Below are 15,611 nucleotides of genomic sequence, written 5' to 3'. Positions count from 1 at the left end.
CAATTAGACATATGTAAAACGTATTGACAGTAGATAAAGAAAACTGAAAAAGGATCAATTCCCGAGATCGATTATCTCGGATTCTACAGAACATCCGAATTCATCGAGCCGCTTCAATCTATCAAGAACGATCCCTACCATCCGATCCTCACAACATAGTATGGAATTGTTGCCCTTGACATTCTCGATGAGACAATTATCGATACCGTTGAATACGTAATCTGAGAACAACTTTCCTCTGAAAACTGCCTTTCTGGCTGCCGTACCGTATACACCGATGCGTACATCACCTGCGAGATCCTTGGCATGCCCCATATCCTCTTCTGTCAATGAATCCTTGACCGAAATTATAACTAGCTTCCCCGGCACCTTCTTTTCTTTCGACACCTTACTGACAAGTTCGGGCAGGGTCCTTGGATAGGGCATGTCCTTACCAGAGACCATAATGGCATAATTCTTGTTTATGCTGTACATGGATGGCGGCATCAAACCTGCCATATGCACAAGTTTTGGATCTGCATAGAATTCTTCAGAATTACCAGAATATATGAGTTTACTCATGCGCAGAACATTGATCTCATCGGCCCAAGCATAGGCCAGATCCACATCGTGCGTAGATATGACGACTGTCGTGCCCATATGATGCAACTGATCTGCCAATTCCATGATCTCATGGGCCATCTGTGGATCCAATCCAGCAGTCGGTTCATCAAGTATGAGCAGCTTCGGCCTCATGGCTATCGCCCCCGCCAGTATGAGCCTTTTCCTCTGTCCATAAGACAACCTGAGTGTTCCCTGTTTTCTCAACATGGTCATACCCGTTTGAAAAAGTGCCTCATCTACACGATCTCCTATCTCCTCTTCAGATAACCCCATGTTCTTAGGACCGAACGCAATATCCTCCTCGACCGTTGAACAGAATATCTGGTCATCGGGATTCTGCAGAACGACGGCCACCTCAGAACGAAGTTTCCTCAAGGCCTTTCTCCTGTAACTCATAGGTTTACCGTCATAATATACGAGACCTGTGGATGGCTCATATACGCCGTTGAAATGATAGAACAGTGTTGATTTTCCAGCTCCGTTCGCTCCGAGAAGCACGGTCTTCACACCACGTTTTATCTTGATATCGATATTTTCAAGAGCTGCTTTTTCCCGCCCCTTGTAAAAGAAGGAAAGTTTCTTTGTTTCAAGGATGTATTCTTCCAAACTCAGTCACCATCCGTGCAAATATTGACACCGAATTTTCTGATATCGGATATCTTTTGTATGATCATATCCTTGACAGAACTGTCGTGTATTATCACTGCATTGCTCCCAAGAAGAGCTTCTATTATGCAATTCTCCACTCCGTTGAAAACATAATCCAGTCTCAATCCGGCCTCGAATGCCAACTTCCTTGCGTCCGTACCGAATATTCCTACCGCAGCATTATCCCCTGCCTTCTGCAATATCTTGTCGACCATTTCTTGATCAATGAAATCCACCACGGACATTGTGAATACCGTACCCGTTTTGACATCTTTTGAGGACATCTTGCTAAGAAGTTGTGCCCTTGTACGCGGGTAAGGATCTGAATGTCTTCCATCCACGGCAGCAATGTTCACATTTATGGCGAACATTGACGGTGGCATCAATCCTGACATTGATACCTGGACCGGATCAGAATAGAATCCCTCAGAATCGCCAGAATATACCAAAGTACCATTGCGAAGGACGTGTATCTCGTCAGCCCAAGCATAGGCCAGGTCTACATCATGGGTGGAGATTATCACGTCTGTGCCCAGATGATGCAATTGATCTGCGATCTCCATGATCTCCTGTGCCATCTGCGGGTCTAACCCTGCCGTCGGTTCATCGAGTATCAGTACCTTCGGTCTTGTGGCCAATGCGCCCGCGAACGCTATCCTCTTCCTCTGTCCATAAGATAACTGCTGAGTTGGTTTCATCCTGCAATCCGATAACCCAACGATGAAAAGTACCTCATCTATGCGCTTATCCACCTCATCGTGAGGCATATCCATATTCAGAAGACCGAATGCGACGTCCTCTTCCACCGTGGCAGAAAATATCTGATCGTCGGGATTCTGTAGCACCACCGCAACCTCTGAACGAAGTTTCTTGAGGTCCTCCTTCTCATAACTTAGCGGTTCACCGTTGTAATAAACCGAACCTTCCTTTGGTTTGAAGACGCCGTTGAAATGATAGAACAAAGTGGACTTTCCTGTTCCGTTTGCACCCAGAAGGATCGTTTTCTTTCCCTTTCTTATCTTTATGCTGATGTCCTTTATGGAATCCTTCTTGCTGTTGTTGTATGCATGCACCAATCCCTTGGTCTCGAAGATGAATTCCGAAACCATGATCACACCTTACCGAAGAATACATCGGACATATTGATCCAACCGACCGAATACAATCCGAACACTAACAATACAACAGCCAGTATGAGCGAGAATATCACCCATGGAACAGATATCTTGCGTGGGACCCTGAATACAGGGAATGTACCGGAATAATTCCTGCAATCCAATGCGCACTGTGCCTTATCTCCGATCTCCATAGATGATGAGAACACGCCGATCGCTATACCCGCGGTGGTCTTGAAGGACCTTATGAATCCCGCGAATCCCAGACGACAATCGGCCGCAGACCTCATTGTCTGCATCCTTTCGAGAAGAAGGAAAGAATACCTGTATATGAGGACCATGATCTCCGTGATCTCCTTTGGTATCCTTATCTGACGCAATGCCTGTGCCAGATGAGGTATCGGGGTAGAGGTCGCAAATGACAACATCAAGGTCACACCTGCAATAGCCCTTAAAAATACCAACCAAGCCTGATTGAAACTGGCCTCTGTCATGTGGATATGGAACCAAAGTATATTCGTATCCCATAGGGCTGGGTCTGATGTCTTTCCCATTATCGATATCATGCCGCATCCGATGATCATGATAAGGATCGCTTCACCGATTGCCAGAGCTATCAACGATGGGATCTTGAAATTTGTAGAATAGGCCATGAGGATCAGACCTATGATCAAAGTGCAAACAGGCACGATAATGCTGTTCGTCAATAATCCCACCACGATCAGTGAAAGAATGAGGAACATCTTACCCAAAGGAGACCATCCCACCATTCTGGAACTATATGCGAGAGTGTCCATTTGGACCTGCTCCGAGACGCCTCCGCGCTTACCTGTCGGAAGTCCCTGCGCCCTCCTCCTTGAAACTCTAACATGATTCAAGAAATACACTATAACGGCAAGTCCAATAATGCCCTGAAGAAGGAATAACAACTTCTCCTGAATATCCGATAATTCAAAATCTCCAAAGAGGCCGTTCCACCATGGGCCGTCGAATGTTCCAGAAGCATCGATTATACTCCCGCCTGCATCATCTGTACCTCCGAAATCCGCACCGGTCATCAAACCATATACAAGTGCGACCACCACAATGGATGCAATAACCGCAAATCCTGCAAAATATATCCTTCTGGAAGATACCTTTTTACGTTTATCTTTAGTAATAAGATCCTTCTCGGTGATATCGCCGAATACCTCTGGCCTGTTATTTGCCAGATATACGGCGAACATTGAGAATATTATTCCCTCGATTATTGCAAGCGGTATCTGTGTCACCGCAAAGACGCTGAGATATTCGATGAAAGAATTGAAAAAATCCGTTCCAGGATAAGCGAGTGCCAATTCGAATGATGTGAATATGTATGTCACCATGTCGGCAACCACAGCGGTGAAGAACATCGCAGTGGCTATTTTCATTCCGACCGGACCTCTGAGAAGACGCCATACTGCAAATCCCACGAAGGGACCGATTATGCCCATCGACACGACATTTGCACCAAGCGTAGTGAGGCCGCCATGTGCCAGAAGAAGGGCCTGAAACAACAGAACGATAACAGATAGGAATGAAGTGCAGGCAACACCGTAAAGTACAGTGGAAAGACCAGTTCCCGTAGGATGAGAACTGGAACCTGTCACAGATGGCAATTTCAAAGAAGATAGAAGAAAGATGAATGCTCCGGAAAGAGCCACTATCATCTTCTGGTCAGGATGTTCACGGACGATCTTTACTATCTTCCATGCTCCGTAGATCAATACAGGCAGAGCTATCGCGTACCATACGACGCACCATTCCCACGGTAGATATCCTTCCATTATGTGCATTTTGTTTCCTCTCTGAACAGCAACATTCTAAAGATCAGGCAATGCTATATCGGATCTTATTGGAGTATAACGCCAATGTATTTATTGGTATATTTGTCCAATTGTTATTTAAGCATAAATTTAACATATGAATCTTTCAAAAATATTAACATACAGATCATTGCACACTATTATGTCAAATATTATCCCAATAAATAAAATCCGCATTGATAAAATGTAATAAAATTAATAATCAATATTTACATCAATAATACATAAATAAAGAATTGGAAATGGTTTCAAAAGAAGGTCACTCTTTTACTTTGTCTTCCTTCTCAGATTTCAAATTGATCTTCTCGTCACGCTTTCCACGATAAACATATCCGATGAAAAATCCGATAATTATCGCTCCAATGGCTGCCTGCAGAGCAAACAACATGCTCTCGGTCTCTCCGGGGATCTCATAATCACCATAGATGCCATTCCACCAAGGCCCATCGAAACTATCGCTTACTTCCTCGATGACACTGCCACCTTGATCGTCCGATCCGCCGAATTCGGAACCATTGTTAGCACCGATCGCCAACGTGCATAACACCAACAGTGCGATTATCCCAAATCCCGCGATGTAAACATATTTATGATTTTTCTTTTCCATCAACATACCTCCGAATTGACCTTCTCTTCTCCGACCGATTCCCCGAATATCTCAGGCTTATTGTTCATGAGATACATTGCAAACATTGCGAATATTATTCCCTCCACTATGGACAATGGGATCTGGGTGATCGCAAATGTCGTAAGGAACTCAGTGAATGCAGTTGCAAACCCTACATCATGGTATGCGAGTGTAAGCTGGAATGAAGTTGCTACATAGGTCATGAAATCTGCAATGGCCGCTGTGCAGAACATAGCTACTGGAATACTGACGTGCGCCTTTTTCCTTAAAACATACCAGACTCCGAAACCACATGCCGGACCGAAGATACCCATTGAAACGACATTCGCTCCAAGTGTTGTGAGGCCGCCATGAGCTAATAAGAGTGCCTGAAATATCAGAACTATGATCGATAGAAACGATGTGCACGCGACACCGTAAAGAACGGTTGAAAGACCTGTTCCAGTCGGATGAGAACTGGACCCGGTCACGGACGGCAATTTAAGAGATGACAATAAAAATATGAACGCTCCTGAAAGAGCTACGGTCATCTTCTGCTCGGGATGCTCCCTTACGATCTTTATTATTTTCTTTGCGCCGAAGAACAAGAACGGTATTGCGATGATAAACCATACCAAACACCATTCCCACGGCAGATATCCTTCCATTATATGCATTATTTCACCTTATTGAATAATCTATTAGACTGAACCACGGTAGAGCCACTACCATATTCTCATTTTGAAATGCAATCAATAATATTTATTGGTATATTAATCCAATATCCATATAGACATAAAATATGCATACAAATAATGAATTGATATTATTCTAAAGCAAAATAATAAAATAAATTGAACAGAAAGACCTTCGAATAGACCTTTCTGTTCTTTTAATAAATTGATCAAGCTACAGGTGCTTCGATCTTCTCACTGCTCGGGGTTGTTATCTTATTGTAGATAAGAACCGCCGCAAGCCAGATCAATGTCACGCTAATGAGCATCGGGACCCCGATCTGCAACATCTCCACCAACATCTGATGGAAATCTCCAGAGCTGGACATCGCCGTGAAGAACGGCGGCCAAGGAACGATTTCATTATGAATTATGTGCTCGACCAGCAATGCCAGACATGCACCCCATGCCATTATGTTGAACCAGTTGATGTGCCATTTCTCAGGTATCTTCTTTCTGAATACCGTAGTTACCGTTGCAGTCGCTGCCATTACTAAAAAACATGCCATATTATCACGCATACTCCTCTTTTGTCTTTTTGATCAAAATATACAATTCCCATACTGAATATATTGGGATCAGCATCAAGAAGCCGATTATCACCGCATCTATGCTGACATCGAAGTACTCATCCAGTTCATGTCCTCCGTCGAGGATATATCCTATCGAATGATCGATGAACAGACATACTGTCAGTCCCCAAAGCATCAGTACAAGGAGATCCACTCTGTATTCCTTAGCCTTAGGCCAAATCAGATAAACCGCAGTGGTACACACAGCGGCTATCATTGTCATAAGAAACCACATTTGAATTCCTCGTATTACATTTTACAATGTTATTCGCATGAAGTAATACTAATTATATATTATTTGCTACTAAGGTTAAAAATACTCAAAATTAAAGATGCAATTACAAAAATAACAATAAAAAATTCTTTTTAATTAGAATTCAAATCTGTATGTGATGTTAGATTAATGTAATAGAACATAACAATAAAAATAAATTTAAATACTATAAACCAGAAAATTGATATTGTTATGTTTGACCATAACAATCTTATAAATCATCCATCGTACAAATAAAATTAATTTAGACCATTACTTCTGATGATCCTTTATCGCCTGAAGCATATCCAAGAAAGTAGTTTTCTCCGGAACGATATCAGGAACGCGACCTAATGATTGCAATCTAAGGGATGTGGGTTTTCCTATCGCAGCCACCTTTACCTTATCCATCATCATTGCGGCCTTACTATGACCGTATCTCTGATCCAGCAATCCAATGAATGATTCAGCAGACATCGGACTTGTAAATGCCATCACATCGATAGAACCGTCCTCGAGACCGTCCATTATGCGCATCAGATCATTTGTCATTCCAACTTCTTTTAACCTGTACGCAGCAAATTCCACTACGTTAGCACCGTTATCCTTCAGACCATCAAGAAGAACATCCGAACCGCTGTCGGAACGTACCAGCATCACGGTCTTACCATTCACATCCTTTCCTAGAGAATTCACCAGTCCATAAGAACTGTGATCGTTGACAGGCATGATCTTTGGCTCAATTCCACCCGACTTACGCAGTACTGCTGCAGTATTCGGACCTATCGCCACAATGACAGACCCAGTGAACAATTTTATAAATCCATCTCTGCCGAATCTTTCCACGCATTTATCCACAGCTGTCCCGGATCCGAAGATCGCATAATCCACCTTTCTGCTGGAAAGCAACCTCTCAGCGTCATCATAATCATCCTGATGTCCATCCATGACCTCCAATGACGGCGCAGCGATCGCCACTAGACCCATATCTTCCGCTGCCTTTACCGAATCGGCTATTCTATCGGCCGGCCTGGTAAAAGCCACGGTCGTCATCTGAGGTCACCGAGTACATCATGGAGCTTGGCAACACTACCTATGACCATTATGCCAGGAGCCTCTAGGCCTTTACTATCAATAGTTTCCTTTAATTTCGATACGACGGTCATCTCTACTCTCTGTTTCGGAGTAGAACCATTAGTGATGATCGCAGCTGGAATATCTGGATCCATGCCACCTGCAATAAGTTCTGATGAAATGTATCCTGCATTGCCTATTCCCATTAGTATGACCAATGTGCCATGACCATTGACAAGACCTCTCCAATCGATCCTGTCCTTGCCACGATCGTCCTTCTCGTGTCCAGTTAGGAATGTCACCAATGGAGTGTGGTCCCTGTGAGTGACCGGTATGCCAACCAATTCCGGAACAGATATCGTAGATGATATTCCTGGCACTACGTGTACCTCCAATCCAGCATTCTTCAGTTCCTCCGCTTCCTCCGCCCCTCTGCCGAACATGAACGGGTCCCCGCCCTTCAAACGGACAACTATCTTGCCTTGGGATGCCAACTCCACAAGTTTGGAATTGGTCTGAGCCTGCGTGAGTGTGTGATTCCCTCCGCGTTTACCTGCATCGATCAGCTCTACACCTTTTTTGCATTCTTTCAGGATATCCTGATTGGCCAATGCATCATAAACGACCGCATCCGCTTGCCTTACAAGTTCCATTCCTCTGATCGTCATAAGGCCTGGGTCTCCGGGACCTGCCCCCACTAGATATACCGCTCCTGTCAAAGTACCAGCTCCTTATTAATTCCTTTTAAATGATCAGCTATCGCCAGGATCTGAGTGTCGTTATACTCATGAGGTATCACAACATCAAGCCTCACAGGTTCTTCCGTGAATGCGAACGATACCGCCCTTACATTGAATCCTTTGATCAATTTCCTTACATTGATGCCGACCGGCGACGAACATCCTGCTCCCAACGCCCTCATAATGGAACGTTCTATCGTCACACATTCTCTGGTGACCTTATCATCGATAAGCATGAGTTTGTTTCTGATCTCCGTATCGTCGGTCCTGCATTCAATTGCTATGGCTCCCTGAGCGGGTGCGGGCACGAAGTACGTTGGGTCCATTGTGAACATCGGCCTATCGATACCCATGCGCTCCAGACCGGCCTTCGCAAGTATTATCGCGTCGCATTCTCCGGAATCCAATTTTGATAACCGCGTATGTATGTTTCCACGAAGAGAGACCGTCTTTATATCCGGCCTTATAGACCTCAAAAGGGCCATTCTTCTCACTGATGCAGTACCTACCACTGCTCCTTCCCTAAGGTCTTCTAAACGACATGGAAGGATCACGTCCTCGACGGCATTCCTTCTCATTATGGCGCCAATGATCAATTTATGATTTACATCGATAGGTATGTCCTTCAAAGAATTCACAGAGATGTCTATCTCCTTGTTCATTATCGCCTCATCCAATTCCCTGACAAATGCACCGATGTTATTGAGCTTATCCAAAGGAGATGTGAGATCTATGTCCCCCAGTGCCTTTATGCCGACGATACTGAAATCCTCCTCGCAACCTGCATCCCTCATGGCATTGACGAACATGTCCGTCTGCCTCATTGCGAGCTTACTCTCTCTGGACCCGATCCTCATTGACGTGCCTCCTCTTTCAGGAAGCCGTCAAATGCCTCGATTATCCTGTTGATCGACTTTTCATCGTGGGCTACAGACATGAACTCCACTTCGAGTGCGGATGGGGGAAGATAGACACCCCGCTTGAGCATGTATGCGAACAATCTTGTGAATTTTTCCCTATCTGCATTCTGTGCCTCCTTCCCATTGGAAACGCTGCTAGGCCCGAAATAAACAGAGAACATCGACCCTACGGACTGTATGCAGCCTGAGACCTTACGGTCCTCCATCGAATCCCTCAGAGCAGTAACTAATCTGTCGGTGTTCTGATTTAACGTAAGATATCTCTGGTTGCTACGCATATAATCTATCTGTGCAAGGCCTGCCGCGGCACTGACCGGATTACCGGCCAAAGTACCTGCTGCATATACCTTTCCGGCAGGAGCTACATTCTCCATTATCTCCCTCTTTCCTCCAAATGCACCGGCCGAGAAACCTCCACCTATGATCTTACCCATGGTGGTAAGGTCTGGAATCACGCCGTAAAGCTTCTGCGCACCACCTTCCGAAAGTCTGCAACCAGTGATGACCTCATCAAAAATAAGTATCACGCCATGTTCCATTGTGATCTTTCTAACCTCACGAAGATAATTCATATGCGGAGGGACAACTCCTACATTGCCCAACACTGGTTCCATTATCACACATGCGATATCCTTGTTCTTTTCAAGAAGATCACTCAACATCCGCGGATCGTTGTATTCTACGATGTACGTGTTCTTGACAACATCTAACGGCACACCTTTGGAACCGGGAACGCTCTGTGCAGAACCAGAACCGGCAGCTACGAGAACCGCATCGTGCGCTCCGTGGAAACCACCATTCATTTTGACCACGCCGTTCTTTCCAGTGAACCCCCTGGCCAAACGTATGGCATGCATGGTGGATTCCGTACCAGAAGCGGCCAGACGCACCATCTCAAAAGATGGCACTATCTGACAGAGTCTTTTTATGATGTTCAGTTCAGGCTCGGAAGGGGCACCGTATATCGTGCCTTTGGCTATCTGCCCCGAAGCTGCATCCATCACACGCTTACATGCATGACCGGTGATCAAAGGGCCGTATGCCATGCAAAGATCGATGTATTCGTTACCGTCCACATCAGTTATCATGCATCCTTTTCCACTCTTCATGAACAGAGGATTTGGTGCGAATGCACGTACAGGACTCGATACCCCTCCCGGAGTGAGTTTACTGGATTCCGCATACATCTGTTGCGATCTGAGATCATTCATTACGATCCCTCAATTTCTTGGCCGCATCCAACGCAAAATACGTTATTATGATGTCGGCACCTGCTCTTTTGATAGCAAGCAATGATTCCATCATAACCCTGCTTTCATCGATCCATCCGTTGTTCGCAGCTGCTTTGATCATTGCATACTCGCCAGACACCTGGTATGCCGCAATAGGAAGATCGAACGTATCGGCAGCCTCTCTGATTATATCTAGATAGGGGCCTGCAGGTTTTACCATTATGATGTCTGCCCCTTCGGCAACGTCCAGATCGATCTCACGCATCGCTTCCTTCCTGTTACCGCAAGGCATCTGATATCCTGCCCTGTTCCCCTTTCCGGGTGCAGAGCAGGCCACATCTCTGAAGGGACCGTAATATGCGCTGTAGAATTTGGCACTGTATGCCATTATGGGCACATTCTCAAATTCAGCCTCGTCCAAAGCTGACCTTATCGCGGCTATCTGTCCGTCCATCATGCCGCTTGGAGCTATGATGTCCGCACCTGCCTTTGCCTGGGAAACGGCTATCTTACCATATATCTCAATAGTGGTATCGTTCTCGACATGTCCACATTCGTCGAGTAAACCGCAATGGCCATGATCGGTGTATTCGCACATGCAGAGATCTGCGATGATCAAAAGATCTGAACACGACCTTAGCCCCCTAATGGCTTCCTGCACAACACCAGAATCAGAATAGGCATCCGAACCTACGCTGTCCTTTTTCTTTGGTATGCCGAAGACCAATACGGAATTAACACCCGCAGATTGGACCTCACTAGCTATCTCTTTGTATCCTGAAAGAGGATAGGTCTTGACCCCAGGCATCGAACCCGTCATCTTCACAGCCTTGATGTTCGCATCGAAGAATAAAGGATAAACGAATTCGGCTGGATCTAGTCTCGTTTCAGTTACAAGGTCTCTAATTCTCTGGCTCTGTCTAAGCCTTCTCAAACGTACTTGCGGATATAACATTTCAATCGTCCTCCAAACCGAAAAGTGTCTTAGCTGTATTGCAGGCCTCGAAATCTCCGTTTCTTGATGCCTGTCTAAGATTGATAAACAATTCCGAGGTTATACTACTTACCAATGCTCTGGAAAGATCTTCCAGGATCGAATTTATATCTGGATTGGCAAGAGCTCTGGATTTTGCCTGGGCAACCTCCTCGTCCTTTATACTTGCGAATTTTATACTCAATTCGCGGATTATTGCATTGGCCGCTTTCTCCTTGCGCTCCCTGTCCATCTTAGAAAGCTCTTCGTTTATGATGTGCTCAGCTTCTGAGATCTCAGCTGTCCTGCGGGCAACGTTCTCCATTGCTATCGATTGTAGAGAGTCCATGGTCTCTACCTCAACATTCTCGACCTCTACCACATCCTGGGCGATGTTCCTCGGTACCGAAACGTCTATCATAAGGAGCTTGCGGTCCATACGGTCCCTCATGGCCACCTCGATATCGGCCTTCCTTATCACCACATGAGGCGCAGACGTAGCTACAAGGACCAGATCGCTGTCCGTTATGGCCTCTACTTTATGATCGAAAGTGATGGCCGTTCCATTCAACTGTCCTGCCAATTCCTTTGCATGTTCCAATGTACGGTTAGAAACGAATACCGCCTTCGGACCTTTTCCTACGAGATTCTTAGCAATGACGGATGCCATATCACCAGCACCCAATACTGTCACTGTCTTGTTGCAAAGCGACCCAATCTTCTGCTCTGCAAGTTCCACCGCAGCGGAACCGACCGAGACAGCACCTTTATTCAAAGCAGTCTCCGATCTGACCCTCTTTCCTACTATCAATGCATGATCGAACAGATAAGCCAGCATTATATTTGCATGACCGTCCTCCCTTGCCTTGAGATAGGATTCCTTCACCTGGTGCTGTATCTGGTCCTCACCGACTATGAGTGAGTCCAACCCACATACCACTCTAAAAAGATGAGCAACGCTCTTGTTGCCTTCCAAGATGAATGACAATTGCTCATCCTGAGAATATGGTATGCTCCGGCGTGTTATGCTCCTGAAAGCCTTCTTGGCCATCTCATTATCAAAAGTGGATGTGTAGACCTCGAAACGATTACATGTCCTCACAACGACATACTCTTGAACAAAATCCATTGCACCTATGCACTCATTGATATTCTTCTCGAGTGCAGGAATTATCTCATTCAGACCTGAGACGTTACCTGCAGATGTGTGGGTCACGTGTAGACTCACTATCATTGCAGATCGCCTATCCTTTTCGCTGTCTCCATCGCACCTTTGAGATCGTGTCCACGAAGACATTTCCAGACATCCTCATCCCTGAGCACACGGGCTAGATAATCGGCACGATCCTGTTGACTGGAAATACTGTCCATCACAATCGGTCTCAGGTCCATCATGAGGTCCATCATGAGGTCGTAACTCTCATCCAAGAATGGGTCCAATCTCTCAACCACGTAAGGGGGGAATGCCGGGACCTTTCCTCCTGTCGATACTGTCACTGTATAATTCCTCTTTTCAAGGACGGATGGTATCAGCACATCTCCCCCGCCGTGTGCGGAATTCACCAATACGCCACATGCTATCGCTATGTCCCTTATCTTTCCATTAAGTCTTTTGTCATTTGTAGCTGCAACAGCCATGAACGCATCCGAGATGTTCTGAGATATGGAATCCTCGTCTATCTTTGAGATCAGGATCTCTTCAGCGATCTCCTTGAATTCAGGAAGGACGTCCTCTGCAACTACTTTTATCTTGAACCCATCGAAGTGCCTGCATTTCCTCAGAGCCACCTTGCCTCCGCCAAAGATCACGATCTTCCTGTCTCCGGAGGATATGAATATTGGTGCCATCTTGTTAGAATTGTCCATTTTTTCGCCTCAGGCTCTCATATTTCCCTTTTTTATTATGACCGTAGTAAAATAACCATACTCTCTATTGAGATCGATAGGACCTACATACTGATCCTCCATTCCAACATTATGTATTATCGTGGCACATTCCAGAGGAACGTTCCTTCCCTTCATCATGTTGGCAATCTTCTCTATGCTCTTGCCTGCCTTCATTATCACGATGTTATCGAATCTGTCCAATGCCTCGCCCACAAGCGGATTGTCCTTGGCAGAAGGAACTATGGCGAGCCCCTCGTTCCCGAGTGTCAGCGGTATTCCAGCTAGGGCCGCACCGCTGCAGAAGGATGGTATCCCTGGAACTATCTCTGTATCGAATCCTTTTCCACGAACGTAATGTTCCAGATACATGTATGTGCTGTATATCGATACATCTCCCAAAGTGATTATGGAGACATCATGTCCTTGTTCCAGCTCTTTGATTATTACATCTCCTGCGATCTGTCCACATTTCCAATAATCCGAGGCATTCTTGCTCATTTCGAATACGACCTCGATTATCTTCTTATCTTTGAGGTCGGTCACAGGTTTTATGATATCGAAAGCGGTGCTTTTCTCCCCTTCACCTTTGGTGGGTATCGCGAGTACTTCGCATTTCTCTATTATCCTCTTTGCCTTGAGCGTAAGCAGCTCTGGGTCTCCGGGTCCCACACCTATGCCGTAAAGCTTTCCAGACATTCACAACACCTTATCCATACGCCCTTTTTCCCTGTAACCGCGAGGCGTGATCATCCTGCCGTTGGAGACGAATGTATTTGAATTGCCGATGATGACGATAGAGAACATATCCACGTCAGCATCCTTCACTTTTTCGAGGGTCGTTATCTGTTTCTCCTCTCCCTCTCTTCCTGCATTCCTGACTATTCCTACAGGGGTATCTGGGGAACGATATCTCATGAGTATGTCTGCTGCTCTGTCAAGGTGATCTGTCCTCTTCTTGCTCCTAGGATTGTAAATCGCAATGACGAAATCACCCTGTCCAGCACAATCCACTCTTTTCATTATGAGGTCCATGGGCGTCATCAGATCGGACAAGCTTATGAACGCAGTATCGTGCATCAATGGAGCACCTAATACCGATGCTGCTGTCGATGCGGCCGTCATGCCTGGCACTACATCTATCTCGATATCCGCCTTCATCTCCTCGGCAACCTCATAGATTATGCCTGCCATGCCGTAAATCCCAGAATCACCGCTGCTTACCATGGCGATATTCCTTCCCTTCATGGCCTCCTCAACGGCCCTCTTGCAGCGTTCGACCTCTTTCATCATTCCAGTGGAGATGTACTCCTTGTCTGCAGGGAAGAAACCTTTGATCATGTCGATGTATGCGGTATAGCCTATCACCGCATCGGCATATCTTATCGTCCTCTCAGCCCTGATCGTCATATTCTCCAATGCGCCAGGACCAAAACCAACGACAGAAAGCCTTCCCCTGGTCATTCAATTCACCTTTCCCTTGCGGAATTCTGTCGTGAATGCGGGATCGTATAATTTGGAAAGTTCATACTCATCGCCAAGGAAATCTCCAACAAGAGTGAGCGCTGTCTTTGTGATCTTTGCATCTTTTACCTTCTGTTCTATATCGCTGATCTTTCCAATTATGATCTTCTGATCGGGCCATGAGGCCTTGTATATCACAGCAACAGGTGTATCGGGAGAATATCCCCCTTCGATGAGTTGTTTCGTCATCTCATCGAGAAAACCTATTGAGAGAAATATCGCCATTGTTGCATGATGGCTTGCCAGATCTCTGAGGTTCTCCTTCGGGGGCATGGGAGTGCGCCCCTCCATTCTAGTTAGTATGACCGTTTGACTGACCTTGGGTAGGGTGAACTCTTTTTTCAATGCGGCCGCGCAGGCAAAGACAGAACTGACACCGGGCACTACCTCGTATCCGATACCGAGCAAGTCCAACCTATCCATCTGTTCCCTGATCGCTCCATAGATCGCGGGGTCTCCCGTATGAACACGTACCACTTTCTTGCCAGCCTTCTCTGCAACGCTCATTACTTCGATGACCTCGTTGAGATCCATCGTTGCGCTATTGTAGATCTTTGCCATCGGCTTAGCATCAGAAAGTACCGCAGGATTCACCAAAGACCCTGCATACACGATGACATCCGCATCGTCGATGAGCTTTTTTCCTTTCAACGTCAATAGCTCCGGATCGCCCGGCCCTGCACCTATGAATGAAATCATGTTACCACCACATTGACTTATGCGTCAATTTACTACCACAAATGGTATCAATTGAGACCTATATAAGTTGGTACATACGACCAACGTTAAATTTAGCTTATTTTCCATTATATTCAGCATTTTTTGATAACAAATCAAGTTTTTTATTACAATTACTCAATTTAAACGTGTTCCTATTGGATGCAT

Annotated in this window: 17 protein-coding genes; all 17 read right to left on the bottom strand. The window is 45.6% G+C overall.

Annotated features, from left to right (window positions below):
* Positions 1-54: 54 nt before the first annotated feature.
* Positions 55-1,209, bottom strand: coding sequence for an energy-coupling factor ABC transporter ATP-binding protein (locus tag KRP56_02550; protein UAL08147.1), 1,155 nt, complete (start codon positions 1,207-1,209; stop codon positions 55-57).
* A gap of 2 nt (positions 1,210-1,211) precedes the next feature.
* Positions 1,212-2,360, bottom strand: coding sequence for an energy-coupling factor ABC transporter ATP-binding protein (locus KRP56_02545; GenBank protein UAL08146.1), 1,149 nt, complete (start codon positions 2,358-2,360; stop codon positions 1,212-1,214).
* Between the two features lie 2 nt (positions 2,361-2,362).
* Positions 2,363-4,183, bottom strand: a complete 1,821-nt coding sequence (locus KRP56_02540; GenBank protein UAL08145.1) for an energy-coupling factor ABC transporter permease — start codon at positions 4,181-4,183, stop codon at positions 2,363-2,365.
* A gap of 289 nt (positions 4,184-4,472) precedes the next feature.
* The gene (locus tag KRP56_02535) at positions 4,473-4,820 is read right to left on the bottom strand and encodes an energy-coupling factor ABC transporter substrate-binding protein (GenBank protein UAL08144.1); all 348 of its coding nucleotides are present in this window, start codon (positions 4,818-4,820) and stop codon (positions 4,473-4,475) included.
* A complete protein-coding gene (locus KRP56_02530) occupies positions 4,820-5,497 on the bottom strand; it encodes an energy-coupling factor ABC transporter permease (GenBank protein UAL08143.1) in 678 nt (225 codons plus the stop codon). Before KRP56_02530 ends, KRP56_02535 begins: the two co-directional genes overlap by 1 nt.
* Before the next feature lie 227 nt (positions 5,498-5,724).
* On the bottom strand, positions 5,725-6,063 hold the full coding sequence (locus tag KRP56_02525; GenBank protein UAL08142.1) for a hypothetical protein: 339 nt from the start codon (positions 6,061-6,063) through the stop codon (positions 5,725-5,727).
* A 4-nt stretch (positions 6,064-6,067) separates the two neighbouring features.
* Positions 6,068-6,349, bottom strand: a complete 282-nt coding sequence (locus KRP56_02520; protein UAL08141.1) for a hypothetical protein — start codon at positions 6,347-6,349, stop codon at positions 6,068-6,070.
* 303 nt (positions 6,350-6,652) lie between these two features.
* Positions 6,653-7,432 (bottom strand): uroporphyrinogen-III synthase, encoded by a 780-nt coding sequence (locus KRP56_02515; protein UAL08140.1) that lies wholly within the window; start codon positions 7,430-7,432, stop codon positions 6,653-6,655.
* Positions 7,429-8,172 (bottom strand): uroporphyrinogen-III C-methyltransferase, encoded by a 744-nt coding sequence (cobA, locus tag KRP56_02510; GenBank protein UAL08139.1) that lies wholly within the window; start codon positions 8,170-8,172, stop codon positions 7,429-7,431. Before cobA ends, KRP56_02515 begins: the two co-directional genes overlap by 4 nt.
* Entirely contained in the window at positions 8,169-9,050 is an 882-nt protein-coding gene (hemC, locus tag KRP56_02505; GenBank protein UAL08138.1) for a hydroxymethylbilane synthase, read from the bottom strand. The genes cobA and hemC overlap by 4 nt, the downstream gene beginning before the upstream one ends.
* Positions 9,047-10,324: a glutamate-1-semialdehyde 2,1-aminomutase gene (locus KRP56_02500; protein ID UAL08137.1), complete on the bottom strand. Its 1,278-nt coding sequence runs from the start codon at positions 10,322-10,324 to the stop codon at positions 9,047-9,049. Before KRP56_02500 ends, hemC begins: the two co-directional genes overlap by 4 nt.
* Positions 10,317-11,300, bottom strand: coding sequence for a porphobilinogen synthase (hemB, locus tag KRP56_02495; GenBank protein UAL08136.1), 984 nt, complete (start codon positions 11,298-11,300; stop codon positions 10,317-10,319). The genes KRP56_02500 and hemB overlap by 8 nt, the downstream gene beginning before the upstream one ends.
* Before the next feature lies 1 nt (position 11,301).
* Positions 11,302-12,552, bottom strand: coding sequence for a glutamyl-tRNA reductase (gene hemA, locus KRP56_02490; GenBank protein UAL08135.1), 1,251 nt, complete (start codon positions 12,550-12,552; stop codon positions 11,302-11,304).
* Positions 12,549-13,184 (bottom strand): bifunctional precorrin-2 dehydrogenase/sirohydrochlorin ferrochelatase, encoded by a 636-nt coding sequence (locus tag KRP56_02485; GenBank protein UAL08134.1) that lies wholly within the window; start codon positions 13,182-13,184, stop codon positions 12,549-12,551. The genes hemA and KRP56_02485 overlap by 4 nt, the downstream gene beginning before the upstream one ends.
* A gap of 9 nt (positions 13,185-13,193) precedes the next feature.
* Positions 13,194-13,901 (bottom strand): precorrin-2 C(20)-methyltransferase, encoded by a 708-nt coding sequence (gene cobI / locus KRP56_02480; GenBank protein UAL08133.1) that lies wholly within the window; start codon positions 13,899-13,901, stop codon positions 13,194-13,196.
* Positions 13,902-14,666: a precorrin-3B C(17)-methyltransferase gene (cobJ, locus tag KRP56_02475; GenBank protein UAL08132.1), complete on the bottom strand. Its 765-nt coding sequence runs from the start codon at positions 14,664-14,666 to the stop codon at positions 13,902-13,904.
* On the bottom strand, positions 14,667-15,425 hold the full coding sequence (gene cobM / locus KRP56_02470; protein ID UAL08131.1) for a precorrin-4 C(11)-methyltransferase: 759 nt from the start codon (positions 15,423-15,425) through the stop codon (positions 14,667-14,669).
* Positions 15,426-15,611 lie beyond the last annotated feature (186 nt).

Origin of the sequence: Candidatus Methanogranum gryphiswaldense (assembly GCA_019262145.1) — an archaeon.
GTDB classification, from domain to species: domain Archaea; phylum Thermoplasmatota; class Thermoplasmata; order Methanomassiliicoccales; family Methanomethylophilaceae; genus Methanogranum; species Methanogranum gryphiswaldense.
Note: the sequence above shows the minus strand (reverse complement) of the source record. Positions and strands in the feature narration are given on the sequence as shown.

Coding starts and splice junctions, on each gene's coding strand:
- KRP56_02500 (UAL08137.1), bottom strand. CDS start 10,324: ATGAATGATCTCAGATCGCAACAGATGTATGCGGAATCCAGTAAACTC.
- KRP56_02530 (UAL08143.1), bottom strand. CDS start 5,497: ATGCATATAATGGAAGGATATCTGCCGTGGGAATGGTGTTTGGTATGG.
- cobI (UAL08133.1), bottom strand. CDS start 13,901: ATGTCTGGAAAGCTTTACGGCATAGGTGTGGGACCCGGAGACCCAGAG.
- hemB (UAL08136.1), bottom strand. CDS start 11,300: ATGTTATATCCGCAAGTACGTTTGAGAAGGCTTAGACAGAGCCAGAGA.
- KRP56_02485 (UAL08134.1), bottom strand. CDS start 13,184: ATGGACAATTCTAACAAGATGGCACCAATATTCATATCCTCCGGAGAC.
- KRP56_02535 (UAL08144.1), bottom strand. CDS start 4,820: ATGGAAAAGAAAAATCATAAATATGTTTACATCGCGGGATTTGGGATA.
- hemA (UAL08135.1), bottom strand. CDS start 12,552: ATGATAGTGAGTCTACACGTGACCCACACATCTGCAGGTAACGTCTCA.
- cobJ (UAL08132.1), bottom strand. CDS start 14,666: ATGACCAGGGGAAGGCTTTCTGTCGTTGGTTTTGGTCCTGGCGCATTG.
- KRP56_02515 (UAL08140.1), bottom strand. CDS start 7,432: ATGACGACCGTGGCTTTTACCAGGCCGGCCGATAGAATAGCCGATTCG.
- cobM (UAL08131.1), bottom strand. CDS start 15,425: ATGATTTCATTCATAGGTGCAGGGCCGGGCGATCCGGAGCTATTGACG.
- KRP56_02525 (UAL08142.1), bottom strand. CDS start 6,063: ATGGCATGTTTTTTAGTAATGGCAGCGACTGCAACGGTAACTACGGTA.
- KRP56_02545 (UAL08146.1), bottom strand. CDS start 2,360: ATGGTTTCGGAATTCATCTTCGAGACCAAGGGATTGGTGCATGCATAC.
- KRP56_02520 (UAL08141.1), bottom strand. CDS start 6,349: ATGACAATGATAGCCGCTGTGTGTACCACTGCGGTTTATCTGATTTGG.
- KRP56_02540 (UAL08145.1), bottom strand. CDS start 4,183: ATGCACATAATGGAAGGATATCTACCGTGGGAATGGTGCGTCGTATGG.
- hemC (UAL08138.1), bottom strand. CDS start 9,050: ATGAGGATCGGGTCCAGAGAGAGTAAGCTCGCAATGAGGCAGACGGAC.